This window comes from Caulobacter sp. Root1455 (assembly GCF_001426905.1).
GTDB lineage: Bacteria > Pseudomonadota > Alphaproteobacteria > Caulobacterales > Caulobacteraceae > Caulobacter.
The window spans coordinates 162,963-185,478 of record NZ_LMFQ01000025.1; the positions used below are offsets into that span (position 1 = coordinate 162,963).

Annotated in this window: 26 protein-coding genes and 2 tRNA genes; 24 read left to right on the forward strand and 4 right to left on the reverse strand. The window is 67.1% G+C overall.

Annotation, left to right across the window (positions count from 1 at the left end):
- Positions 1 to 76: 76 nt before the first annotated feature.
- Positions 77 to 1,093: an LLM class flavin-dependent oxidoreductase gene (locus ASD21_RS21935; RefSeq protein WP_056446616.1), complete on the reverse strand. Its 1,017-nt coding sequence runs from the start codon at positions 1,091 to 1,093 to the stop codon at positions 77 to 79.
- A gap of 126 nt (positions 1,094 to 1,219) precedes the next feature.
- Between ASD21_RS21935 and ASD21_RS21940 the strand changes: the two genes are divergently transcribed.
- Complete coding sequence (locus tag ASD21_RS21940; protein ID WP_200941468.1) at positions 1,220 to 1,525, forward strand: UBP-type zinc finger domain-containing protein; 306 nt, start codon at positions 1,220 to 1,222, stop codon at positions 1,523 to 1,525.
- Positions 1,526 to 1,587: 62 nt separating this feature from the next.
- On the opposite strand, the gene ASD21_RS21945 is transcribed toward ASD21_RS21940, so the two are convergent.
- Together ASD21_RS21945 and ASD21_RS21950 are read right to left on the reverse strand one after the other, a co-directional pair.
- Positions 1,588 to 1,664: transfer RNA gene (locus ASD21_RS21945), tRNA-Asp, on the reverse strand.
- 78 nt (positions 1,665 to 1,742) lie between these two features.
- Positions 1,743 to 1,819, reverse strand: a tRNA-Asp gene (locus ASD21_RS21950).
- A 198-nt stretch (positions 1,820 to 2,017) separates the two neighbouring features.
- Here ASD21_RS21950 and ASD21_RS21955 point away from each other — a divergent pair.
- From ASD21_RS21955 to ASD21_RS21975, 5 genes are read left to right on the forward strand one after another with little or no spacing between them, the layout of a single operon-like run.
- Positions 2,018 to 2,395: an NADH-quinone oxidoreductase subunit A gene (locus ASD21_RS21955; protein ID WP_035074791.1), complete on the forward strand. Its 378-nt coding sequence runs from the start codon at positions 2,018 to 2,020 to the stop codon at positions 2,393 to 2,395.
- Positions 2,365 to 2,970, forward strand: a complete 606-nt coding sequence (locus ASD21_RS21960; protein ID WP_156390769.1) for a NuoB/complex I 20 kDa subunit family protein — start codon at positions 2,365 to 2,367, stop codon at positions 2,968 to 2,970. Before ASD21_RS21955 ends, ASD21_RS21960 begins: the two co-directional genes overlap by 31 nt.
- Positions 2,967 to 3,608 (forward strand): NADH-quinone oxidoreductase subunit C, encoded by a 642-nt coding sequence (locus ASD21_RS21965; protein WP_056446621.1) that lies wholly within the window; start codon positions 2,967 to 2,969, stop codon positions 3,606 to 3,608. The genes ASD21_RS21960 and ASD21_RS21965 overlap by 4 nt, the downstream gene beginning before the upstream one ends.
- A gap of 5 nt (positions 3,609 to 3,613) precedes the next feature.
- Positions 3,614 to 4,864, forward strand: coding sequence for an NADH-quinone oxidoreductase subunit D (locus tag ASD21_RS21970; protein ID WP_056446624.1), 1,251 nt, complete (start codon positions 3,614 to 3,616; stop codon positions 4,862 to 4,864).
- Positions 4,861 to 5,196: a nuclear transport factor 2 family protein gene (locus ASD21_RS21975; RefSeq protein ID WP_056446627.1), complete on the forward strand. Its 336-nt coding sequence runs from the start codon at positions 4,861 to 4,863 to the stop codon at positions 5,194 to 5,196. The genes ASD21_RS21970 and ASD21_RS21975 overlap by 4 nt, the downstream gene beginning before the upstream one ends.
- Positions 5,197 to 5,260: 64 nt before the next feature.
- Here the strand turns inward: ASD21_RS21975 and ASD21_RS21980 are convergent, their stop codons facing one another.
- Positions 5,261 to 5,683, reverse strand: coding sequence for a hypothetical protein (locus tag ASD21_RS21980; RefSeq protein WP_056446630.1), 423 nt, complete (start codon positions 5,681 to 5,683; stop codon positions 5,261 to 5,263).
- Between the two features lie 275 nt (positions 5,684 to 5,958).
- Between ASD21_RS21980 and nuoE the strand changes: the two genes are divergently transcribed.
- The 18 genes from nuoE to ASD21_RS22065 all read left to right on the forward strand — a co-directional run bounded on the left by nuoE (position 5,959) and on the right by ASD21_RS22065 (position 22,508).
- Positions 5,959 to 6,645 carry an NADH-quinone oxidoreductase subunit NuoE gene (gene nuoE / locus ASD21_RS21985; RefSeq protein ID WP_056446633.1) on the forward strand — a complete coding sequence of 229 codons (687 nt, stop codon included), beginning with the start codon at positions 5,959 to 5,961 and terminating at the stop codon, positions 6,643 to 6,645.
- On the forward strand, positions 6,645 to 6,782 hold the full coding sequence (locus tag ASD21_RS24195; protein WP_156398464.1) for a hypothetical protein: 138 nt from the start codon (positions 6,645 to 6,647) through the stop codon (positions 6,780 to 6,782). The genes nuoE and ASD21_RS24195 overlap by 1 nt, the downstream gene beginning before the upstream one ends.
- On the forward strand, positions 6,779 to 7,045 hold the full coding sequence (locus tag ASD21_RS21990; protein ID WP_056446636.1) for a hypothetical protein: 267 nt from the start codon (positions 6,779 to 6,781) through the stop codon (positions 7,043 to 7,045). The genes ASD21_RS24195 and ASD21_RS21990 overlap by 4 nt, the downstream gene beginning before the upstream one ends.
- Before the next feature lie 3 nt (positions 7,046 to 7,048).
- Positions 7,049 to 8,368 (forward strand): NADH-quinone oxidoreductase subunit NuoF, encoded by a 1,320-nt coding sequence (nuoF, locus tag ASD21_RS21995; RefSeq protein WP_056446639.1) that lies wholly within the window; start codon positions 7,049 to 7,051, stop codon positions 8,366 to 8,368.
- Positions 8,369 to 8,374: 6 nt separating this feature from the next.
- The gene (gene nuoG / locus ASD21_RS22000; RefSeq protein ID WP_056446642.1) at positions 8,375 to 10,435 is read left to right on the forward strand and encodes an NADH-quinone oxidoreductase subunit NuoG; all 2,061 of its coding nucleotides are present in this window, start codon (positions 8,375 to 8,377) and stop codon (positions 10,433 to 10,435) included.
- Between the two features lie 4 nt (positions 10,436 to 10,439).
- Entirely contained in the window at positions 10,440 to 11,513 is a 1,074-nt protein-coding gene (gene nuoH / locus ASD21_RS22005; protein WP_056446645.1) for an NADH-quinone oxidoreductase subunit NuoH, read from the forward strand.
- On the forward strand, positions 11,510 to 11,758 hold the full coding sequence (locus tag ASD21_RS22010; RefSeq protein ID WP_156390767.1) for a hypothetical protein: 249 nt from the start codon (positions 11,510 to 11,512) through the stop codon (positions 11,756 to 11,758). Before nuoH ends, ASD21_RS22010 begins: the two co-directional genes overlap by 4 nt.
- The gene (locus tag ASD21_RS22015) at positions 11,755 to 11,994 is read left to right on the forward strand and encodes a hypothetical protein (RefSeq protein WP_235523880.1); all 240 of its coding nucleotides are present in this window, start codon (positions 11,755 to 11,757) and stop codon (positions 11,992 to 11,994) included. The genes ASD21_RS22010 and ASD21_RS22015 overlap by 4 nt, the downstream gene beginning before the upstream one ends.
- Positions 11,995 to 12,004: 10 nt before the next feature.
- Positions 12,005 to 12,496, forward strand: a complete 492-nt coding sequence (nuoI, locus tag ASD21_RS22020; protein WP_035074824.1) for an NADH-quinone oxidoreductase subunit NuoI — start codon at positions 12,005 to 12,007, stop codon at positions 12,494 to 12,496.
- A 55-nt stretch (positions 12,497 to 12,551) separates the two neighbouring features.
- Complete coding sequence (locus tag ASD21_RS22025) at positions 12,552 to 13,187, forward strand: NADH-quinone oxidoreductase subunit J (protein ID WP_056446648.1); 636 nt, start codon at positions 12,552 to 12,554, stop codon at positions 13,185 to 13,187.
- Positions 13,184 to 13,489 carry an NADH-quinone oxidoreductase subunit NuoK gene (gene nuoK / locus ASD21_RS22030; RefSeq protein WP_056446651.1) on the forward strand — a complete coding sequence of 102 codons (306 nt, stop codon included), beginning with the start codon at positions 13,184 to 13,186 and terminating at the stop codon, positions 13,487 to 13,489. The genes ASD21_RS22025 and nuoK overlap by 4 nt, the downstream gene beginning before the upstream one ends.
- Positions 13,490 to 13,494: 5 nt before the next feature.
- Positions 13,495 to 15,573: an NADH-quinone oxidoreductase subunit L gene (gene nuoL, locus ASD21_RS22035; RefSeq protein ID WP_056446654.1), complete on the forward strand. Its 2,079-nt coding sequence runs from the start codon at positions 13,495 to 13,497 to the stop codon at positions 15,571 to 15,573.
- A gap of 9 nt (positions 15,574 to 15,582) precedes the next feature.
- On the forward strand, positions 15,583 to 17,067 hold the full coding sequence (locus tag ASD21_RS22040) for an NADH-quinone oxidoreductase subunit M (RefSeq protein WP_056446658.1): 1,485 nt from the start codon (positions 15,583 to 15,585) through the stop codon (positions 17,065 to 17,067).
- An 8-nt stretch (positions 17,068 to 17,075) separates the two neighbouring features.
- Positions 17,076 to 18,527, forward strand: a complete 1,452-nt coding sequence (gene nuoN / locus ASD21_RS22045; protein WP_056446660.1) for an NADH-quinone oxidoreductase subunit NuoN — start codon at positions 17,076 to 17,078, stop codon at positions 18,525 to 18,527.
- A gap of 1 nt (position 18,528) precedes the next feature.
- Positions 18,529 to 19,281 carry a biotin--[acetyl-CoA-carboxylase] ligase gene (locus ASD21_RS22050; RefSeq protein WP_056446833.1) on the forward strand — a complete coding sequence of 251 codons (753 nt, stop codon included), beginning with the start codon at positions 18,529 to 18,531 and terminating at the stop codon, positions 19,279 to 19,281.
- Entirely contained in the window at positions 19,278 to 20,063 is a 786-nt protein-coding gene (locus ASD21_RS22055; RefSeq protein WP_056446836.1) for a type III pantothenate kinase, read from the forward strand. The genes ASD21_RS22050 and ASD21_RS22055 overlap by 4 nt, the downstream gene beginning before the upstream one ends.
- Positions 20,063 to 21,757, forward strand: coding sequence for a ribonuclease J (locus ASD21_RS22060; RefSeq protein ID WP_056446662.1), 1,695 nt, complete (start codon positions 20,063 to 20,065; stop codon positions 21,755 to 21,757). The genes ASD21_RS22055 and ASD21_RS22060 overlap by 1 nt, the downstream gene beginning before the upstream one ends.
- 76 nt (positions 21,758 to 21,833) lie before the next feature.
- A complete protein-coding gene (locus ASD21_RS22065) occupies positions 21,834 to 22,508 on the forward strand; it encodes a rhomboid family intramembrane serine protease (protein WP_235524942.1) in 675 nt (224 codons plus the stop codon).
- Positions 22,509 to 22,516: the final 8 nt, after the last annotated feature.

A 22,516-nucleotide genomic window follows, 5' to 3' on the forward strand; every position in this document is an offset into this window, starting at 1 on the left:
CGGTTTCGGCGCCTGTCACGCTCTAGATGTTCGAACTAGAGCCTGCTTGTCCGATTCCAACGGAAACGGGCGGGCTCTAGGCGGCCGTCTCGGTCAGCTGGCCGCGCACCTGCGCCAGGATTTCGTAGGACCGTTTCCGCGCGGCGTGATCGTGGATCTGCGAGGCGGCCATCAGCTCATCGGCGCCGGTGGCGTCCAGGATCGTCTGGATCTTCGCGCGCACCGTGTCGGTCGAGCCGATCGCCGAATAGCGGAACGTGTGCTCCAGCCCCGCGATCTCGGCGTCCGAGGCCACCTCCCGGATATCGTCGACCGGCGGCGGCAACAGGCCCGGACTGCCGCGCCGCAGGGCCACGAACTGCTGCTGGCTGGAGGTGGACAGGCGGCGCGCCTCCTGGTCGGAGTCGGCCGCGCAGACCCCGATGCAGACCAGGACATAGGGCTGGGCCAGGGCCTGCGACGGCTTGAAGGTCCGCCGGTAGATCGCGATCGCCTCCATCAGCTGGTCCGGCGCGAAGTGGGCGGCGAAGGCGAACGGCAGACCCAGGGCGGCGGCCAGCTGGGCGCTGTAGGTGCTGGAGCCCAGCAGCCAGAGCGGCACGTCCTGGCCTTCGCCCGGCACGGCGCGCACGGCCTGGCCCGGCTGGGCCGGCTGGAACCAGGCCTGCAGTTCCACCACGTCCTGGGCGAAATTGTCGACCGCGCCCATGTAGCGGCGCAGGGCCCGCATGGTGGCCTGATCCGTGCCCGGCGCGCGGCCCAGGCCCAGGTCGATCCGGCCGGGATAGAGGGCGGCCAGCGTGCCGAACGCCTCGGCCACCATCAGCGGCGCGTGGTTGGGCAGCATGACGCCGCCCGAACCGACCCGGATCGTCGAGGTGCCGGCCGCGACGTGGCCGATGACCACGGCGGTCGCGGCGCTGGCGATCCCCGGCATGTTGTGGTGCTCGGCCAGCCAGTAGCGGTGATAGCCCAGCCGTTCGACGTGGCGGGCCAGGTCCAGGCTGTTGTGAAGGGCCTGGCCGATACTGGTTCCTTGCGGAACGGGGGCCAGGTCGAGGACGGAAAAGGGCAGGGGATGGGCGTGCGACATGCACGCTAGATCGGAACGAAGGCCGCGAACCTCAAGACGACAGGTTCGGACTAGCGGTATCGCCGCGATCGGCGCAGGAATTGCTGTGGATAACCAGCTCTGCTGGAGCGGCGATCGGAGGCGGTCATGGCGTTGAGATGCACCCATCTGGAGCAGATCCAGGACGTGACGCCTGGAACAGCCGGCTGCGAGGAATGTCTGAAGACAGGTGATTCCTGGCTGCACCTGCGGCTTTGTCGGACCTGCGGACATGTCGGCTGCTGCGACCAGTCGAAAAACAAGCACGCCACCCGGCATTTCAACGCCACCGGCCATCCGATCATCGAGGGCTACGACCCGCCGGAGGGGTGGGGCTGGTGCTATGTCGACGAGGAGTTCTTCGAATTCGACGCGCCGACCCCGCATCCCGGACCGATTCCGCGATTCTATTGAGGCGCGACAAATCCGCGCCCTGGACGGGATCTGGATTTTGGGGGTGGAAGAAGAGGCGGAAGTGGCGCGAATGACGGGACTTGAACCCGCGACCTCCGGCGTGACAGGCCGGCGCTCTAACCAACTGAGCTACATCCGCGTCGGGCGCGAACAAAAAGTCCGGCGCGGTCGTTCCATAGACTAGCCTGGCGGTGGGAAGCAGCCAACTTCAGGGAAGTGGCGCGAATGACGGGACTTGAACCCGCGACCTCCGGCGTGACAGGCCGGCGCTCTAACCAACTGAGCTACATCCGCATCAGGCTCCGCCGAAGCGAAGTGCGACCCGCCGTGCGGCGAGGGGCGTCTGATATGTCGGGCCGATGGGCGTGTCAACGGCCATGTCACGGAAGCTGTAAGGGAATGCCAGTTGCGACCGTTTCTCAATGTGTCACAGGCGTTTGAACCGCCGGCGACGCTGGGCTACAACCCGCTCGATTCAAGCCAAGGGCTGTCATGAACGCCTTCCTTCTCCAGTATCTGCCGATCGTGATCTTTCTCGGGATCGCGGCGGTCATCGGCATCGCCTTCATCCTTGCCGCCGCGGTGCTCGCCCCCAAGGCGCCGGACCCGGAAAAGCTGTCCGCCTACGAATGCGGCTTCAACGCTTTCGACGACGCGCGCATGAAGTTCGACGTCCGGTTCTACCTGGTCTCGATCCTGTTCATCATCTTCGACCTGGAAGTGGCCTTCCTGTTTCCGTGGGCCGTTTCGCTGATGAAGCTGCCCCATGACGTGGCCGCCTTCGCCTTCTGGTCGATGATGGTCTTCCTGGGCGTTCTGACCGTCGGCTTCATCTACGAATGGAAGAAGGGCGCCCTCGAATGGGAGTGATCGTTCCCCCCGCTAGCTCGCCCCTGGTTCCCGCCGGTTCGGCCGCGCGGTCGACGGTGCAGGGCTATGACCCCAAGCTGCACGACCCCTATTTCGACGGTCTGTCGGGCCAGCTGGCCGACAAGGGCTTCGTCATGGCGGCCGCCGACGACCTGATCACCTGGGCGCGCACCGGCAGCCTGATGTGGATGACGTTCGGCCTGGCCTGCTGCGCCGTCGAGATGATGCACTCGGCCATGCCGCGCTACGACCTGGAGCGCTACGGCTTCGCGCCGCGCGCCAGCCCGCGCCAGTCGGACGTGATGATCGTCGCCGGCACCCTGACCAACAAGATGGCTCCGGCTCTGCGCAAGGTCTACGACCAGATGCCCGAGCCGCGCTACGTGATCTCGATGGGCAGCTGCGCCAACGGCGGCGGCTACTATTATTACAGCTACAGCGTCGTGCGCGGCTGCGACCGGATCGTGCCGATCGACATCTATGTGCCCGGCTGCCCGCCCACCGCCGAGGCCCTGGTCTACGGCGTGCTGCAGCTGCAGAAGAAGATCCGTCGCACGGGGACGATCGAGCGATGACCGACGTTGTGACCACCGAAGCGGCCCTGTCGCCGCTGGAAACCCTGGGCCAGGCGATCGTCGCCAACTCGGCCGGCGCGATCACCGCCTATCACGTGGCGTTCGGCGAGCTGAACCTGCTGGGCCCGTCCAACCGGGTCGTCCAGGCGCTGACCTATCTGCGCGACCATCCCGACTATCGCTTCCACCAGCTGGTGGACCTGACGGGCGTCGACTATCCGGAGCGTGAGCGCCGGTTCGACGTGGTCTATCACCTGCTGTCGCTGGTGAAGAACCATCGCGTGCGCTTCAAGGTCCAGACCGACGAGGACACCGCCGTCCCCAGCGCCACGCCGGTGTTCCCGGTCGCCGACTGGTTCGAGCGCGAAGCCTTCGACATGTATGGGATCTTCTTCGACGGTCACCCCGACCTGCGCCGGATCCTCACCGACTACGGCTTCCACGGCCATCCGCTGCGGAAGGATTTCCCGATGACGGGCTATGTCGAGGTCCGCTACGACGACGAGCTGAAGCGCGTGGTCTACGAGCCCGTGAAGATCACCGAGTTCCGCGCCTTCGACTTCATGTCTCCGTGGGAGGGCGCCAAGTACGCTCTGCCGGGCGACGAGAAGGCCGAGAAGCGGGCAGGGGACGCGTAAGAGTCATGACTGGTTCCAATTCCCCCACCGCCGCGACCGACTTCTTCCACGACGCGCCGTCGCTGCCGGCCGTGCCGGAAACGCCGGTGCGCAAGTTCAACATCAACTTCGGCCCGCAACACCCGGCCGCGCACGGCGTGCTGCGCCTGGTGCTGGAGTTGGACGGCGAGATCGTCGAGCGCGTCGATCCGCACATCGGCCTGCTGCACCGCGGCACCGAGAAGCTGATGGAGGCGCGCACCTACCTCCAGAACATCCCGTACTTCGACCGCCTCGACTACGTGGCGCCGATGAACCAGGAACATGCGTTCTGCCTGGCCATCGAGAAGCTGCTGGGCGTGGACGTGCCGATGCGCGGCAGCCTAATCCGCGTGCTGTTCTGCGAGATCGGCCGGGTGCTGAACCACCTGCTGAACGTGACGACCCAGGCCATGGACGTCGGCGCCCTGACGCCGCCGCTCTGGGGCTTCGAGGAGCGCGAGAAGCTGATGGTGTTCTACGAGCGCGCCTGCGGCGCTCGCCTGCACGCCAACTACTTCCGTCCGGGCGGCGTCCACCAGGACCTGACCCCGGCGCTGATCGACGACATCGAACGGTGGGCCAAGGCCTTCCCGAAGATCTGCGACGACATCGAAGGCCTGATCACCGACAACCGCATCTTCAAGCAGCGCAACGTCGACATCGGCGTGGTGACCAAGGAAGACGCGCTGGCCTGGGGCTTCTCGGGCGTGATGGTGCGCGGTTCGGGCATCGCCTGGGACCTGCGCCGCAACCAGCCCTACGAGTGCTACAACGACTTCGAGTTCGACATCCCGCTGGGCAAGAACGGCGACTGCTACGATCGCTATCTGTGCCGCATGCAGGAGATGCGCGAGTCGACCAAGATCATCCTGCAGGCGATCGCCAAGCTGCGCGTCACGCCCGGCCCGGTGATGACCCAGGACAACAAGGTCAGCCCGCCGCGCCGCGCCGAGATGAAGCGCTCGATGGAAGCCCTGATCCACCACTTCAAGCTCTACACCGAAGGCTTCCGCACGCCGGAAGGCGAGGTCTATTCGGCGGTGGAAGCGCCCAAGGGCGAGTTCGGCGTGTTCCTAGTGTCGAACGGCACCAACAAGCCGTACCGCTGCAAGATCAAGGCGCCGGGCTTCTCGCACCTGGCGGCGATGGACTGGATGAACCGCGGCCACCAGCTGGCGGACGTCTCAGCCATCCTGGGCTCGCTGGACATCGTGTTCGGCGAGGTCGACCGGTGAGCCTGGAGGCCATCGCCCAGGCTCAGCTCGACGCCTACAACGCCCAGGACCTAGACGCTCACTGCGCCCACTTCGCCGATGACGTTATCGTCGGCGGCCTGAACGGCGACGTGGCGCGCACCGGCATCGAGGCCTATCGCGCGTGGTACGAGGCCGCGTTCGCGCAGTTCCCGAACAACAAGGCCCAGCTTCTCAACCGCATCGTGGTGGGCGCGAACGTGATCGATCACGAGCGCGTCGACCGCGGCAACGGCGATCCGGCCTTCGAGGTCGCCGCCATCTACACGTTCAGGGGCGACAAGATCGCCCGCGTGGATTTCGCGAAAGCCTAGGACCCGATCGCTTCAGGCTGAAATCGATCGGGTCCTAGAGCTCTATTTCACGCGACCGGCTGGGTCAGGGCGCCGGGGCGCGCGCCGCCCAGCCCCTCATGCCCACGGTGTTCTGAGCGCCGGCCAGGGCGGCTGACTTGCCGTCGGCGGCCACTGTCCAATCCACCGAGGCTTGCGAGCTGTATTGCACGCGGGCGACCTCGCCCTGCAGCGGCGTGCAGGTGGCTGCCTGCACGTAGGACGCGCCATAGACAACCGGAGGCGTTCCGCTGGGGAGCGGCGTCGGGCCGGCGGTGCTGAAGACGGGCGCGTTGACCACACCGCCGCGGAAATCGACAAGGCCTGTCCCGAGTTGCGACGGACTGCCCCCTTCCAGGTAGACGAGGTAGCGGCCCCCGGCGAGCCGCTCGCACGGACCGGCCCAGGCCGGCGCGGCCGCGCCGATCAGGGCGGTGGAGGCGATCAAGACGGACAGAATTCTGGTCATGGCGAATTCCCCCCCGCCGGAGTTCCGTCGGTGACGGAAGGCTTTGCGCAGCCATGGCGGGTGTTGATTGTCAACACACTCTAAGGAGTAGCGTCAACCGCCAATCGGTGAAGCTTGATATTCGGCCTGGCGTCCGGGCGTCGCGCGAACGCATGCGGCGCAGGCCATTCGGCGCCCTAAAGACAGGCGTGGACATCTTGCGGCGGCCCTTGTGGAGGGGCTAGAGAGAGGCGCGCTTCGATGGCGCCCGTTTTCATGCGAGTCCTCTTTCCAACATGTCCGTTCGTCGCCTTGCCAAGGACCAGCCCGCCAGCTTCGCGTTCTCGCTCGAGAGCCAGGCCAAGGCCGACTGGTGGAAAGCCAAATATCCCGCCGAGCGCAAGCAGTCGGCGGTGATCCCGATGCTGTGGCTGGCCCAGAAGCAGGAAGGCTGGATTTCCGAACCCGCCATCCAGGAGATCGCCAAGCAACTGGCGATGCCGGTCATCCGCGTGCTGGAGGTCGCCACCTTCTACGTGATGTTCCAGCTGCAGCCGGTCGGCAAGGTCGCCTTCGTCCAACTATGCGGCACGACGCCGTGCCAGCTGCGCGGCGCGCTGGACCTGAAGGCCGTGCTGAAGGCCAAGATCGGCGAGGCCCATTCGGTGTCGGCCGACGGCAAGTTCAGCTGGGAAGAGGTCGAGTGCCTGGGCGCCTGCTGCAACGCGCCGATGGCCGCCATCAACGACTACTATTACGAGGACCTGACGCCGGAGAGCCTGGCCGCGATCCTCGACGACTTCGCCGCCGGCAAGTCGCCCAAGCCGGGCAGCTATGAAGGCCGCGGCGCGTCGGAGCCCAAGGGCAAGATCCAGACCCTGACGGACCCGAAGCTGTTCGACGGCTCGCTGGCCAAGAAGATCAAGATCCCCAACCTGCCCGAAAAGCCGAAGAAGGCTCCGAAGACGGAGCCGGCGGCCTGATGGGACACGCCGACGCCATCCAGAAGAAGCGCCCGACCACGATGTTCGCCATCGAATCGGTCTGCTTCGTGCTGGCCGGCGCGGCCGTCATCGGCTACGCCGCCGCCAGGCGCGACGAGGGGGGCGGGGCGTCGTGACCGATGATTCCGAACTCCTCTCCAGGCGCGTGGCTTACGTGAAGACCATCCGCGCTCTTTACCGCAACGAGCGCATCGCCGGCCTGGTCGGCTGCCTGATCGGGGCGATGCTCCTGATCTGGGGGCGGCAGGTCGCGGGAGCCCCCGCCTGGGCCGTTCCCGTCGGTTTCCTGGTGATAGGCGCCGCCTGGTCGCTTTTCGCCTATGTCATCATTCGTCGGACGCGCTATGTGCGCGCCCATCCATTCGATCCGCAAAGCTGAGTCATGGTCGGTATCCTCGAAGACAAGGACCGCATTTTCACGAACCTCTACGGTCTCCACGATTGGGGGCTCGAGGGCGCGAAGAAGCGCGGCTGCTGGAATGGCACCAAGGACATCCTGGACGCCGGGCGCGACTGGATCATCGAGAACATGAAGAACTCCGGCCTGCGCGGCCGGGGCGGGGCGGGCTTCGGCACCGGCCTGAAGTGGTCGTTCATGCCCAAGGAAGTGAGGGATGGCCGTCCGCACTATCTGGTGGTCAACGCCGACGAGTCCGAGCCGGGCACCTGCAAGGACCGGGAGATCATGCGGCATGACCCGCACCTCCTGATCGAAGGCTGCCTGATCGCCTCGCGCGCCATGCTGGCCCACGCCTGCTACATCTATATTCGCGGCGAGTACGTCCGCGAGCGCGAAGTGCTGGAAGCCGCCATCAAGCAGGCCTACGAGGCCAAGCTGATCGGCAAGAACAACGTCCACGGCTGGGACTTCGACCTCTACGTCCACCACGGCGCCGGCGCCTATATCTGCGGCGAAGAGACGGCCCTGCTGGAAAGCCTGGAAGGCAAGAAGGGCCAGCCGCGCCTGAAGCCGCCGTTCCCGGCCGGCGCGGGCCTCTACGGCATGCCGACCACGGTCAACAACGTCGAGAGCATCGCCGTCGCCGGCACGATCCTGCGTCGCGGCGCGGCTTGGTTCGCCGGCTTCGGCCGTCCGAACAACAGCGGCACCAAGCTGTTCTGCGTCAGCGGCCACGTGAACCTGCCGTGCAACGTCGAAGAGGCCATGAGCATCCCCTTCCGTCAGCTGATGGAAGACCACTGCGGCGGCATCCGCGGCGGCTGGGGCAATCTGAAGGCCGTGATCCCGGGCGGCTCGTCCGTGCCGATGATCCCCGCCGAGCAGTGTGAAGACCTGCCGATGGACTTCGACGCCCTGCGCAACCTGAAATCGGGCCTGGGCACCGCCGCCGTCATCGTCATGGACAAGGACACCGACCTGGTCCGCGCCATCGCCCGACTGTCGTACTTCTACAAGCACGAGAGCTGCGGCCAGTGCACGCCGTGCCGCGAAGGCACCGGCTGGATGTGGCGGGTCATGGAGCGCATGGCCACCGGCGAGGCCGATCCGAAAGAAATCGACACCCTCCTGGACGTCACGACCCAGGTCGAGGGTCACACCATCTGCGCCCTGGGCGACGCGGCCGCCTGGCCGATCCAGGGCCTGTTCCGTCACTTCCGCCACGAGGTGGAGGAGCGGATCGCATCCTATCGTAGCGGTCGCCTGCACGTGCAGGGCGCCAAGCTGATCGCGGCGGAGTAAACGATTATGGCAATCGCCAAGGTCAACGGCGTCGAGGTCGAGTTCGAGCCCGGCATGACGGTTCTGCAGGTCGCGGAACTGGCCGGGGAAGAGATCCCGCGCTTCTGCTATCACGAGCGCCTGAGCATCGCCGGCAACTGCCGCATGTGCCTGGTCGAGGTGAAGCCCGGCCCGCCGAAGCCGCAGGCGTCGTGCGCCCTGCCGGCCGCCGAGGGCCAGGAGATCTTCACCAAGACCCCGATGGTCAAGAAGGCCCGCGAAGGGGTGATGGAGTTCCTGCTCATCAACCACCCGCTGGATTGCCCGATCTGCGACCAGGGCGGCGAGTGCGACCTGCAGGACCAGGCCATGGGCTATGGCCGCGACGACAGCCGCTATGAAGAGAACAAGCGCGCGGTCGAAGAAAAGGCCATGGGCCCGCTCATCAAGACCGTGATGACCCGCTGCATCCAGTGCACGCGCTGCGTCCGCTTCATCACCGAAGTCGCCGGCTCGCCGGAGATCGGCCTGATCTCGCGCGGCGAAGACGTTGAAATCACGACCTATCTCGGCGCGGCGGTGACCTCGGAGCTCAGCGCCAACGTGATCGACCTGTGCCCGGTCGGCGCCCTGACCTCCAAGCCCTACGCCTTCGAGGCGCGGCCCTGGGAGCTGAAGAAGACCGAGAGCGTCGACGTCATGGACGCCCTGGGCTCGGCCATCCGGGTCGACGCCCGCGGCTCAGCGGTGCTGCGCGTGCTGCCGCGCGTCAACGAGGACGTCAACGAGGAGTGGATCAGCGACAAGACGCGCTACGCCGTCGACGGCTTGCAGCGTCAGCGCCTTGACCGCCCGTACGTCCGCGTCGGCGGCAAGCTGCAGCCGGCCAGCTGGGCTCAGGCGTTCGCCGCCGTCGCCGCCAAGATCAAGGCCGCCAAGCCGGAGCGCATCGGCGTGATCGCCGGCGACCTGCAGGACGCCGAGAGCCTGAAGGCGACCAAGGACCTGTTCACCGCCCTGGGCGTGAAGAACCTCGACGCCCGCCAGGACGGCTCGGCCCTGGGCCAAGGTCCGCGCGCGAGCTGGCTGTTCAACTCCACGATCGCCGGCATCGAGAACGCCGACGTGGTGCTGTTCGTCGGCGCCAATCCGCGCCTCGAGGCCCCGGTCCTGAACACCCGCTTCCGCAAGCAGTGGATCGCCGGCAAGACCCGCTTCGGCGTGATCGGCGAGCAGGCCGACCTGACGTTCGACTACGACTATCTCGGCGCCGGGACCAAGACCCTGTCGGGCCTGGCCAAGGCCAAGAACGACTTCGTCACGGCCCTGAAGAACGCCGAGCGTCCGGCGATCATCATCGGCCAGGGCGCGCTCAGCCGCGCCGACGGGGCCGCCGTGCTGAAGGCCGCCGCCGCTGTCGCCAAGACCTTCGGCGTCGTGCGTGACGGCTGGAACGGCTGGAACGTGCTGCACACCGCCGCCGCCCGCGTGGCCGGCCTGGACCTGGGCTTCGTCCCGGGCGAGGGCGGTCTGTCGACGTCGGAGATGCTGAAGCCGGGCGCGCTGGACGTGCTGTTCCTGCTGGGCGCCGACGAGTGCGAGACCGCCGCCTCGGACGCCTTCAAGATCTATCTGGGCACCCACGGCGACGCCGGCGCCCACAAGGCCGACGTCATCCTGCCGGGCGCGGCCTACACCGAGAAGAACGGCCTCTATGTGAACACCGAAGGCCGCGTCCAGATGGGCGAGCGGGCGGTGTTCCCCAAGGGCGACGCCAAGGAAGACTGGTCGATCCTGCGGGCTCTCTCCGAGCACCTGGGCGCCACGCTGCCGTACAACAGCCTGGACCAGCTGCGGGCCAAGCTGTTCGCCGAGCATCCGACCTTCGGCCAGATCGACTTCGCGCCGGGCTCGATCCCGACCGCGTTCGACCTGTCGGGCCTGGGCGGCGCCGGCGAGCTGTCGGACGCCCCGTTCGAAAGCCCGATCAAGGCCTTCCACCTGACCAATCCCATCGCGCGCGCCAGCGTGACCATGGCCGAATGCGCGGCCACGGTTTCCGGCGCCGCCAAGATCGCGGCGGAGTAGGCCGGTGAGCGAATTCTTCTCCAACCCCGCCGTGACCTGGACCCTGCTGACCACCGGCGGAATCCTGCTGGTCGTGATCTGGGTCCTGCTGAGCCTGGCCTTCCTGCTGCTGGCCGACCGCAAGATCTGGGCCGGCGTGCAGATGCGCAAGGGCCCCAACGTGGTGGGTCCGTTCGGCCTGCTGCAGTCCTTCGCCGACTTCTTCAAGTTCGTGCTGAAGGAGATCATCATCCCGGCCGGCGCCGACAAGGTGATCTTCCTGCTGGCCCCGCTGCTCAGCCTGGTCCTGGCCTTCGTCGGCTGGGCCGTGGTGCCGTTCGCGCCGGGCTGGGTGGTCTCCAACCTCAATGTCGGCATCCTGTACCTGCTGGCGATGAGCTCGCTGGGCGTCTACGGCATCATCATGGGCGGCTGGGCTTCGAACTCGAAGTACCCGTTCCTGGGCGCCCTGCGCTCGGCGGCGCAGATGGTTTCGTACGAAGTGTCGATCGGCCTGATCATCATCACGGTGATCCTGCTGGCCGGCACCATGAACCTCAGCTCGATCGTCGAGCAGCAAGCGGGCTGGATCTGGAACTGGAACGTGTTCGGCGGCCACGGCCTGAAGAACATCATCCTGCTGCCGGTGATGGTGATCGCCATGGGCATGTTCTTCATCTCGGCCCTGGCCGAGACCAACCGCCCGCCGTTCGACCTGCCGGAAGCCGAATCCGAACTTGTGGCCGGCTACCAGGTTGAATACAGCTCGACCCCGTACCTGCTGTTCATGGTCGCCGAATATTCGAACATCGTCCTGATGTGCGCGATGATCAGCGTGCTGTTCTTCGGCGGCTGGAACCCTGGTTTCCCGATCGGCTTCACGGCCGGCTGGCCGCCGTTCCTGGTCAACTTCCTGCTGGCCCTGGCGTTCTACTTCAAGATCGTCGTGGCGTTCTTCATGATCGCCATGGCCAAGGCCATCGTGCCCCGCTACCGCTACGACCAACTGATGCGCCTGGGCTGGAAGGTGTTCCTGCCGATGTCGCTGGTGCTGGTGATGCTGGTGTCGGCCTGGCGCGTGTTCGGGATCCAGGGGTGATCGGCAAGACGACATACCTGGCGGTCGCCGCCCTCGGCCTGATCCTGGCCGGTTGCGCGACCGACGGCGCCGCGCCGGCCAAGACGTCCTATTCGCTGGGGCGCGGCACGGCCAGCTACGACCAGCTGCGCCGGGACAGCGAGCAATGCACCGCCGACGGCGGCAAGATCGAAGCCAAGCAGGATGGGGGCGACCCCACCCAGCTTTCGAACTACACCTGCGTCATTCCGAAGGGCGGAAAATGACGCACAAGGCGCGCTGGACCGGAATGATCGCGATGATCGCTCTGTCCGGCTGCGCCGCCTGGGAGCATCCGCGCGGCGTTCGGCCGCCGGAGGAGACCAGGTCGATGGACGAACAGGTCGAAGCGCGCCGTCAGGCGGACGCCAAGGCCAGGGAATGCGTCATCCGGCAGGCTACCCGCCGGGGACAGATCGAAGCGGGGAGGGACGCAAAACCCTTCCCCAAAGAGAAGTGTTAGGAGAGCTCTGGTGTTCCAGCGCATCACACAGGCGATCAAGGGCGTGGCCCTGCTCGACTTCGCGGGCGCCTTCGGCCTGGGCATGAAGTACATGCTCGCGCCGAAGAAGACCGTGATCTATCCGAACGAGCGCGGCCCGCAGTCGCCCCGTTTCCGCGGCGAGCACGCCCTGCGTCGCTATCCGTCGGGTGAAGAGCGCTGCATCGCCTGCAAGCTGTGCGAAGCCATCTGCCCGGCCCAGGCCATCACCATCGAGGCCGAGCCGCGCGACGACGGCAGCCGCCGCACGACCCGCTACGACATCGACATGGTCAAGTGCATCTACTGCGGCCTGTGCCAGGAGGCCTGCCCGGTGGACGCCATCGTCGAGGGGCCGAACATCGAGTTCGCCGTCGAGACGCGCGAGGAACTTTACTACGACAAGGAAAAGCTGCTCGACAACGGCGACCGTTGGGAACGGCTGATCGCGAAGAATCTGGAGTTGGACGCGCCCTACCGCTAAAGGACGGGGCGCGATTCCGAGGTAGACGGCGAGCCATCCGGCCCGTCGTTGTTTTATGGTTTTAAGGGGAGCACCTGCCTTGCAGGCGATAGCTTTCTATTTGCTCGCGGTAGCGACCGTGGCGGCGGGTCTTCTCGTCGTCTCGGCCAAGAACCCCGTGCACTCGGTGCTCTTCCTGATCACCGCCTTCTTCTCGGCCGCCGGCCTCTTCGTCCTGATGGGCGCGGAGTTCCTGGCGATGCTGCTGATCGTCGTCTACGTGGGCGCGGTCGCGGTGCTGTTCCTGTTCGTCGTGATGATGCTCGACGTGGACTTCGCCGAGCTGCGCCAGGGCTTCGCCCAGTACCTGCCGGTCGGCGGGCTGGTCGGCGGGGTTCTGACGATCGAGATGATCATGGTCGCCGCCTCGGTGGTCAGCGGCGGCGCGGCCGGCAAGAACGCCGAGCCCCTGGCCTCGCCGGTCGGCGTGCCGAACACCGAGGCGATCGGCCGGGTGCTCTACACCGACTACGTCTTCTTCTTCCAACTGGCGGGTCTGGTGCTGCTGGTGGCCATGATCGGCGCCATCGTCCTGACCCTGCGCCACAAGCCGGGCGTCAAGCGCCAGAACATCGGCAAGCAGAACGCCCGTACGCCAAAGACCGGAATGGAACTCGTGCAGATCAAGCCGGGCGAGGGGATCAGCGAATGATCGGCCTGTCGCACTATCTCGTCGTCGCCGCGATCCTGTTCACGATCGGCGTCTTCGGCATCTTCGTGAACCGCAAGAACATCATCGTCATCCTGATGTCGATCGAGCTGATCCTGCTGGCGGTGAACATCAACCTGGTGGCCTTCTCGGTCTATCTGCATGACGTGGTGGGGCAGGTCTTCGCCATGTTCGTGCTGACCGTGGCCGCGGCCGAAGCGGCCGTCGGCCTGGCCATCCTGGTGACGTTCTTCCGCAACCGCGGTGACATCGCCGTCGACGACGCCAGCGTGATGAAGGGCTGATCGCAGTGCAGACTCTCGTCACCATCCTCGTTCTCGCGCCGCTGGTCGCCGCGATCATCGCCGGCCTGTTCGGCCGCCGCATCGGCGACGTCGCCTCGCAGGCGGTCACCACGGGCGCGCTCATTCTCAGCTGCGCCCTGGGCTGGTACACGTTCAGCCAGTGGACCTGGGGGCACATGGAGGCCTTCACGGTCAACCTGCTGCCCTTCATCCACGTGGGGAACTTCGTCTCCAACTGGTCGGTCCGCATCGACGCCCTGTCGTGCGTGATGCTGATCGTGGTGACGACGGTCTCGGCCCTCGTGCACGTCTACTCCTGGGGCTACATGGCCGAGGACGACAGCAAGCCGCGGTTCTTCGCGTACCTGTCGCTGTTCACCTTCGCCATGCTGGCCCTGGTCACCGCCGCCGACTTCATGCAGCTGTTCTTCGGCTGGGAAGGGGTGGGCCTGGCCTCGTACCTGCTGATCGGCTTCTGGTACAAGAAGCCGACCGCCAGCGCCGCGGCCATCAAGGCCTTCGTCGTCAACCGCGTGGGCGACTTCGGTTTCGCCCTGGGCATCATGACCACCTACTGGGCGTTCGGGTCGATCCAGTTCGCCGAGATCTTCCCGCAGATCGCCTCGGGCGTGGCGCGCACCTGGGTGTTCGCCGGCCACACCTTCCCGCTGGTCGACATCGCCTGCTTCCTGCTGTTCATCGGCGCGATGGGCAAGTCGGCGCAGTTCTTCCTGCACACTTGGCTGCCGGACGCCATGGAAGGCCCGACCCCGGTCTCGGCCCTGATCCACGCGGCGACCATGGTCACCGCCGGCGTCTACATGCTGTGCCTGCTGTCGCCGATGTTCGAATACGCGCCCGTCGCCAAGAACATCGTCACGGTGATCGGCGCGATCACGGCCCTGTTCGCGGCCACGGTCGGCCTGACCCAGAACGACATCAAGCGGGTCATCGCCTATTCGACCTGTTCGCAGCTGGGCTACATGTTCTTCGCGGCCGGCGTCGGCGCCTATCAGGCGGCGATGTTCCACCTGTTCACCCACGCCTTCTTCAAGGCGCTGCTGTTCCTGGGCGCCGGTTCGGTGATCCACGGCATGCACCACGAGCAGGACATGCGGAAGTACGGGGCCCTGGCCAAGCTGCTGCCGGTGACCTTCATCGCCATGACCATCGGCACGATCGCCATCACGGGCCTGGGCTTCCCGCCGCTGGAGCTGGGCTTCGCGGGCTTCTACTCGAAGGACACCATCATCGAGGCGGCCTTCGCCGCGGGCGGCAAGAACGGCATCGCCCTGTTCGCCTGGGTGATCGGCGTGGTGGTGGCCGGCCTGACCTCGTTCTACTCCTGGCGCCTGGCCTTCTTCACCTTCAACGGCAAGGCCCGCTGGGGTCACGACGATCACCACGCTCATGACGCGCACGCCGCCCATGGCCATGAAGACCACGCCCACGCCGAGACTCACGACGAGCCGCTGCCGGACGCGCATGACGACCATGGCCACGGCCACGATCACAAGCCGCACGAGAGCCCCTGGGTGATGCTGATTCCGCTGATCGTGCTGTCGATCGGCGCGGTCTTCGCCGGCTTCGTGTTCGTCGACTACTTCGTCGGCCACGACCAGCAGGAGTTCTGGCGCGGCGCGATCTTCAACGCCCCGACCAACCATGTGCTGCACGAGGCCCACGAGGTGCCGGAGCTGGTGAAGTACAGCCCGCTGATCGCCTCGATCCTCGGCCTGGCGATCGCCGTCTGGGTCTATCTGATCAAGGGCAACGAGCGCCTGGGCGCCGCCCTCGCGGCCCGGAACGGCCCGCTGTACGTGTTCTTCTACAACAAGTGGTTCTTCGACGAGCTGTACCAAGCCACCTTCGTGCGCGCGGCCAAGTTCCTCGGCGACCTGTTCTGGAAGGGCGGCGACCAGAAGCTGATCGACGGTTTCGGGCCCGACGGCGTCAGCGCCGTCAGCTACGACGTCGGCCGTCGGACCGGCAAGCTGCAGTCCGGCTACCTCTATCACTACGCGTTCGTCATGCTGCTCGGTGTCGCCGGTCTGCTGGCCTTCGCCCTGTTCCGCTTCCACTAGGGAAGATCGATGACCGGCCTTCTCAGCCTCACCACCTTCGCTCCGCTGATCGGCGTGGTCCTGTTGCTGGGCGCGCGCGCCCTGCACGGCGACAACGCCAAGACGGACAACCTGGCCAAGTGGATCGCCCTGGCGACCACCCTGGTCACCTTCGCCCTGTCGGTCGTGCTGGTCGCCCAGTTCGACGCCAAGAACCCGGGCTTCCAGTTCGTGGAGGACCTCAACTGGTTCGCGGGCCTGCATTACCGCATGGGCGTCGACGGGATCTCGATCCTGTTCGTGCTGCTGACCACCTTCCTGCTGCCGATCTGCATCATCGCCGGCTGGAAATCGGTCGATAAGCGCGTCGTCGAGTACCTGATCTGCTTCCTGGTGCTCGAGACCCTGGTGATCGGCGTGTTCTGCGCCCTGGACCTGATCCTGTTCTACCTCTTCTTCGAGGGCGGCCTGGTTCCGATGTTCCTGATCATCGGCATCTGGGGCGGCAAGCGCCGGGTCTACGCGGCCTACAAGTTCTTCCTCTACACGCTGCTCGGCTCGGTGCTGATGCTGGCGGCCATCCTGTCGATGATCGCCGTCGCCCACACCTCGTCGATCCCGGTGTTGATGAGCTTCAAGTTCGCCCCGTGGCTGCAGACCTGGCTGTGGCTGGCCTTCTTCGCCAGCTTCGCGGTCAAGATGCCGATGTGGCCGGTCCATACCTGGCTGCCCGACGCCCACGTCGAGGCCCCGACGGCCGGTTCGGTGATCCTGGCGGGCATCCTGCTGAAGCTGGGGGGCTACGGCTTCATGCGCTTCAGCCTGCCGATGTTCCCCAACGCCTCGGAGCTGTTCCAGCCGCTGGTGTTCGCGATGTCGGCCATCGCCATCGTCTACACCTCGCTGGTCGCCTTCCGTCAGACCGACATCAAGAAGCTGATCGCCTACTCGTCGGTGGCCCACATGGGCTTCGTGACCATGGGCATCTTCTCGGGCAATGTTCAGGGCGAGCAGGGCGCGCTGTTCCAGATGCTGAGCCACGGCCTGATCTCGGGCGCGCTCTTCCTCTGCGTCGGCGTGGTCTATGACCGCATGCACACCCGCGAGATCGCCTTCTACGGCGGCCTGACCAACCGCATGCCCTGGTACGCGGCGACGTTCATGCTGTTCACCATGGGCAATGTCGGCCTGCCGGGCACCTCGGGCTTCGTCGGCGAGATCCTGACCATGGTCGGCGTCTACAAGGCCTCGACCTGGACGGCGCTGGTGGCCACCAGCGGCGTGATCCTCTCGGCGGTCTACGCGCTGAACCTGTACCGTCGCGTGATGTTCGGCGAGATCGTCAATCCCGAGCTCAAGACCATCACCGACCTCGACAAGCGCGAGATCCTGATCTTCGCTCCGCTGATCATCGGCACCCTGGTGCTCGGTGTTTATCCCAATCTCATCTTCAACCTGACCGCGTCGTCCGTCGACGGGCTCGTCGGCGCCTGGCGCGCCGCCGTGGGCGGGTGAGGGACCCCATGACGTTCGCCGCCAACTTCTCCCTCGTTCTTCCCGAAGTGATCCTCGGGGCCTCGGCCCTGTTGTTGCTGGTCTGGGGCGCGTTCCACGGCAAGGTCACCCCGCTGTTCACCGGCGCGGCCGTCCTGGCCCTGCTGGGCGCGGCCGTGGCCGCCGTGGTCGGGCCGCATGGACACGCCTTCAACGGCGTCTATTCCGCCGACGCGGCCGCCACCTACGCCAAGGTCGCGATCTACGGCTTCAGCGCCGTGGCCGTCGTGCTGGGCGACCGCTGGCTGGCCGTCCGCGGCGACCAGAAGTTCGAATTCGCCGTGCTGGTGATCCTGTCGGCGCTGGGCATGGGCGTCACCGCCTCGGCCGGCGACCTGATCAGCCTCTATATCGGCGTCGAGCTGCAATCCCTGGCGCTGTATGTCCTGGCCGCCTTCCGCCGCGACGACGCCAAGTCGTCGGAAGCGGGCCTGAAGTACTTCGTGCTGGGCGCCCTGTCGTCGGGCCTGCTGCTGTACGGCGCTTCGCTCATTTACGGTTTTGCGGGTTCCACCCGCTTCGCCGACATCGCCGCCGTTGGGGCCACCATGGCCCATGGCGCGCACGGCACGGGCCTGCTGTTCGGCCTGGTGTTCCTGCTCTGCGGCCTGGCGTTCAAGGTCTCGGCCGCGCCGTTCCATATGTGGACGCCGGACGTCTATGAAGGCGCCCCGACCCCGGTCGTCGGCTTCTTCGCCGCCGCGCCCAAGCTGGCCGCCATGATGATGTTCGCCCGCGTGCTGGGCGACGCCTTCCCGGACTCGGTGGCCCAGTGGCGCCAGATCCTGGTCATCACGTCGCTGGCCTCGGTGTTCGTCGGCGCCTTCGCGGGCCTGGCCCAGAGCAACCTCAAGCGCCTGTGGGCCTACAGCTCCATCGCCAATGTCGGCTATGCCCTGCTGGGCGTGGCGACCGGCGGCGAGACCGGCCTGCATTCGATGCTGCTGTTCATGACCCTGTACATGGTCGACGTCACCGGCTTCTTCGCCTGCCTCCAGGCCCTGTCGCGCGATGGTCGTCCGATGGAGACGATCGAGGACATGGCCGGCCTGGTGAAGCACCGTCCGGGCATCGCCGTGGCCATGACCGCGTTCTCGCTGTCGGCCCTGGGCATGCCGCCGTTCTCGGGCTTCTGGGCCAAGTTCTACGTCTTCGGCGCGGCCATGGGCTCGGGCGACGTGCTGCTGCAGTGGGCGGCGGTGCTGGGCTTGGTCGGCAGCGTGGTGGCGGCGTTCTACTATCTGCGCCTGATCAAGGCGATGTGGTTCGACGCGCCGGCCGGCGCGGTGGACAAGCCGCAGCCGATCGCCCGCGCGGTCGGTTTCGTCGCCGCCGCCTTCTCGTTCCCGGTCGTGCTGGTCGCGCTGATCTGGCTCGACCCCGCCGCCAGGGCCGCCGCGGCGGCCTTTGGCCACGCGTGACGTGACGGGCGCTCTTCCGCCCGCGCCCGTCGTCATTCTGGACGAGATCGACTCGACCAACGCCGAGGCCCGTCGCCGCGCGGAAGCGGGGGAGGCGGGCCCGGTCTGGATCGTCGGCCTGCGCCAGACGGCCGGCCGCGGCCGGCGCGGCCGCGCCTGGGAGACGGGCGAAGGCAATCTGGCCGCCACCCTGCTGTTCCGCACCGACAAGCCGCCGGCCGAGGCCGCCCAGGTGTCGTTCGTCGCCGCCCTGGCGGTCGCCGACCTGCTGGCGGCCTATGCGCCCGCCGGCCTGGTCAGCCTCAAATGGCCCAATGACCCGCTGCTGGGCGGGCTGAAGGTCAGCGGCGTCCTGGTGGAGTCCGGGGCCCGGCCGACCGGCGGCCTGTGGATCGCCGTCGGGGTGGGCGTGAACCTGGCCCGCAAGCCGATCGACAGCGAACGCCCCGCCACGGCCCTGACCACCTACAGGGACGCCCCGCCGCCGTCGCCGATCGAGGCGATCGAGGTCCTGGCCGCCGCCTTCGCGCGCTGGCAGGACGTCTGGCTGCGCCTGGGCTTCCCCGCCATCGCCGACGCCTGGACCGCCCGCGCCCACGGCCTGGGCGAGCCCTGCGTGGCCCGCCTGGGGACCGAAACCCTGGAGGGGATCGCCGAAGGGCTGGACGGCGACGGCGCGCTGCGTCTTCGTCTGGCGAACGGCCAATTGCGGCGGATCACCGCCGGCGACGTCTTTTTCGGAGGGGCCTCCTGATGCTGCTGGCCATCGAACAGGGCAACACCAACACCATGTTCGCCATCCATGATGGCAATGAGTGGATCGCGCAGTGGCGCGCCGCCACCGAGAGCACGCGCACGGCCGACGAATACGTGGTCTGGCTGTCGCAGCTGCTGTCGATGCAGGGCCTGGGCTTCCGGGCCATCGACGCCTGCATCATCTCCAGCGTCGTGCCGCAGTCGATCTTCAACCTGCGCAATCTCAGCCGCCGCTATTTCAACGTCGAACCGCTGGTGATCGGCGAGAACGCCAAGCTGGGCGTCGACGTGCGCATCGACAAGCCGTCCGAGGCCGGGGCCGACCGCCTGGTCAACGCCGTGGGCGCGCACATGATCTATCCGGGCCCGCTGATCGTCATCGACAGCGGAACCGCCACCACCTTCGACATCGTCGCGGCCGACGGCGCGTTCGAGGGCGGCATCATCGCCCCCGGCATCAATCTTTCCATGCAGGCCCTGCACGAGGCCGCCGCCAAGCTGCCGCGCATCGCCATCCAGCGCCCGTCGAGCGGCCGCATCGTCGGCACGGACACCGTCAGCGCCATGCAATCGGGCGTGTTCTGGGGCTATATATCGCTGATCGAGGGCCTGGTGGCCCGCATCAAGGCCGAACGGGCCGAACCCATGACCGTGGTCGCCACCGGCGGCGTCGCCTCGCTGTTCGAGGGCGCCACCGACAGCATCGACCACTTCGATTCAGATCTGACCATTCGTGGTCTCCTCGAAATTCATCGTCGCAACACCCATCTAGAGACCTAATGACCAAATATACCGACAAGCCTTCCCCCAAGGACGAACTCGTCTTCCTGCCGCTAGGCGGGTCGAACGAGATCGGCATGAACTTCAATCTGTACGGCTATGGCCCGGCCGACGACCGCAAGTGGATCGTCGTCGACCTGGGCGTGACCTTCGGCGACCAGACGACGCCCGGCGTCGAAATTATCCTGCCCGACCCCGAATTCATCGAGGCCTACAAGGACGACATCATCGGGATCGTCCTGACCCACGCCCACGAAGACCACCTGGGCGCCGTGCACTGGCTGTGGCCGCGCCTGAAGGCGCCCGTCTACGCCACGCCGTTCACCGCCTTCCTGCTGCGCGAGAAGCTGCGCGACGCCCGCCTGCTGGACGAGGTGCCGATCACCGAGATCCCGCTGAGCGGCAGCTTCGACCTGGGTCCGTTCCATCTGGAAATGATCACCCTGACCCACTCGATCCCCGAGCCGAACGGCCTGGCGATCAAGACCCCGCTGGGCACGATCCTGCACACCGGCGACTGGAAGATCGATCCGGACCCGCAGTTGGGCGGCCCCACCGACATCGCGGCCATCCAGCGTCTCGGCGACGAGGGCGTGCTGGCCATGGTCTGCGACAGCACCAACGTCTTCGTCGACGGCGTGGCCGGCTCGGAAGCCGACGTCCGCGTGGCGATGAACCGGCTGATCAAGGGCCTGACCGGCAAGATCGCCGTGGCCTGCTTCGCCTCGAACGTGGCCCGGATGGACACCGTGATCCGCGCCGCCCAGGCGGCCGGCCGCAAGGTCTGCCTGGCCGGCCGCTCGATGCACCGGATGAGCGCGGCGGCCCGCCACGTCGGCCTGCTGGAGGGGCTGGAGCCCTTCATCACCGACGACCAGGCCAAGTACCTGCCCGAGAACGAGGTGTTGTTCCTGTGCACCGGCAGCCAGGGCGAGGCCCGCGCGGCCCTGGCCCGGATCGCCGAAGGCACCCACCCGCACGTCAAGCTCTCGCAGGGCGACCACGTGATCTTCAGTTCGCGGGTGATCCCGGGCAACGAGATCCCGATCCGCAATCTGCAGAACAAGCTGGCCGACCGCGGCGTGCGCCTGCACACCGAACGCGACACCCCCGGCATCCACGTCAGCGGCCACCCGTGCCGCGACGAGCTCAAGCAGATGTACCAGTGGGCCCGGCCGCATATCGCAGTGCCGACCCACGGCGAGCGCCGCCACCTGATCGAGCACGCCGCCTTCGCCAAGGACCTGCAGGTGCCGCACGCGGTCAGCCCGCGCAACGGGGACATGGTGCTGCTGGCCCCCGGCCATCCGCAGATCATCGACGAGGTCCCGTCGGGCCGCCTCTATGTCGACGGCGGGGTGGTGACGCCCGAGAACGGCGAGGCCCTGCGCGAGCGGCGTCACGCGGCGTTCAACGGCATGCTGGCCGTGTCGGTGGTGCTGGACGGCCGCAACCGCATCGTCTCGGGCCCGCAGGTCCGCGGCCTGGGCCTGGCCGGCGACGCCGAATATCCGCTGGACGACGCGCTGGACGACCTGGCCGAGGAGGCCGAGACCGCCTTCAAGCGCCTGAGCGGCGAGCAGTGCGAGATCGACGAGGCCATCGAGAGCGCCCTGTCCAAGGCCGTGAAGAAGGCCGCCTTCCGCATCTGGGAACGCAAGCCCGTGGTCGAGACCACGGTCCTGCGGGTCTGACCCCGCGATGACCGACGAGCGGACGCCCGTCGCCGAGACCCCGCAACGCGAAGCGTTGTGGGGCAGGGGGCCGTCCATGCTCTGGTTCGAGGCCTGGCCGGTCCTGGTGATCACCGGCGTGCTCTGGCTGATTTGCGCCCTCCAGGCGGTCGGCGAGAGCCTCGGCTATGGCGACGCGATCTTCTTCTACGGCGCGCTGTGGAAGCCGGGCGTGTTCCAGGGCCTGTGGTGGACGCCGCTGACCCACATGTTCCTGCACGCCAGTTGGGGGCAGACCCTGGGTTGGCTGCACATCACGATGAACAGCGGCGCCCTGATCGCCCTGGGGCCGGCGATCGCCCAGCGTCTGGGCCGCGACTGGATCGGCGGACTGCTCTTCCTGTTCTTCTTCGTCGTCTGCGGACTGGCCGGCGCGGGGGCGTTCGTCCTGCTGGCGCCGGAGCAAAGCGGGGCGGTCGGCGCATCGGGCGCGATCTTCGGCCTGTGGGGCGCCGTCGCCCGGCTGGCCGCGCCCGGACAGGCCAAGCTGGCGCCGCTGTTCTCGCGCGGCGTCGCCCAGCAGGTCGGCTCGGCGCTGTTCTCCAACCTGCTGGTGGTCGGCATGGGCGCGGCCTACGGCGCCGCGTCCGGTTCGGGCGTGATGGGCATCGCCTGGCAGGCCCACCTGGGCGGGTTCCTCGCCGGGATCCTGCTGATCCAGATCATGCCGGTGCGCTTCCACTGGCTGCGCGAGCCCGCGCCGGCGCGCTGACTGGTCGC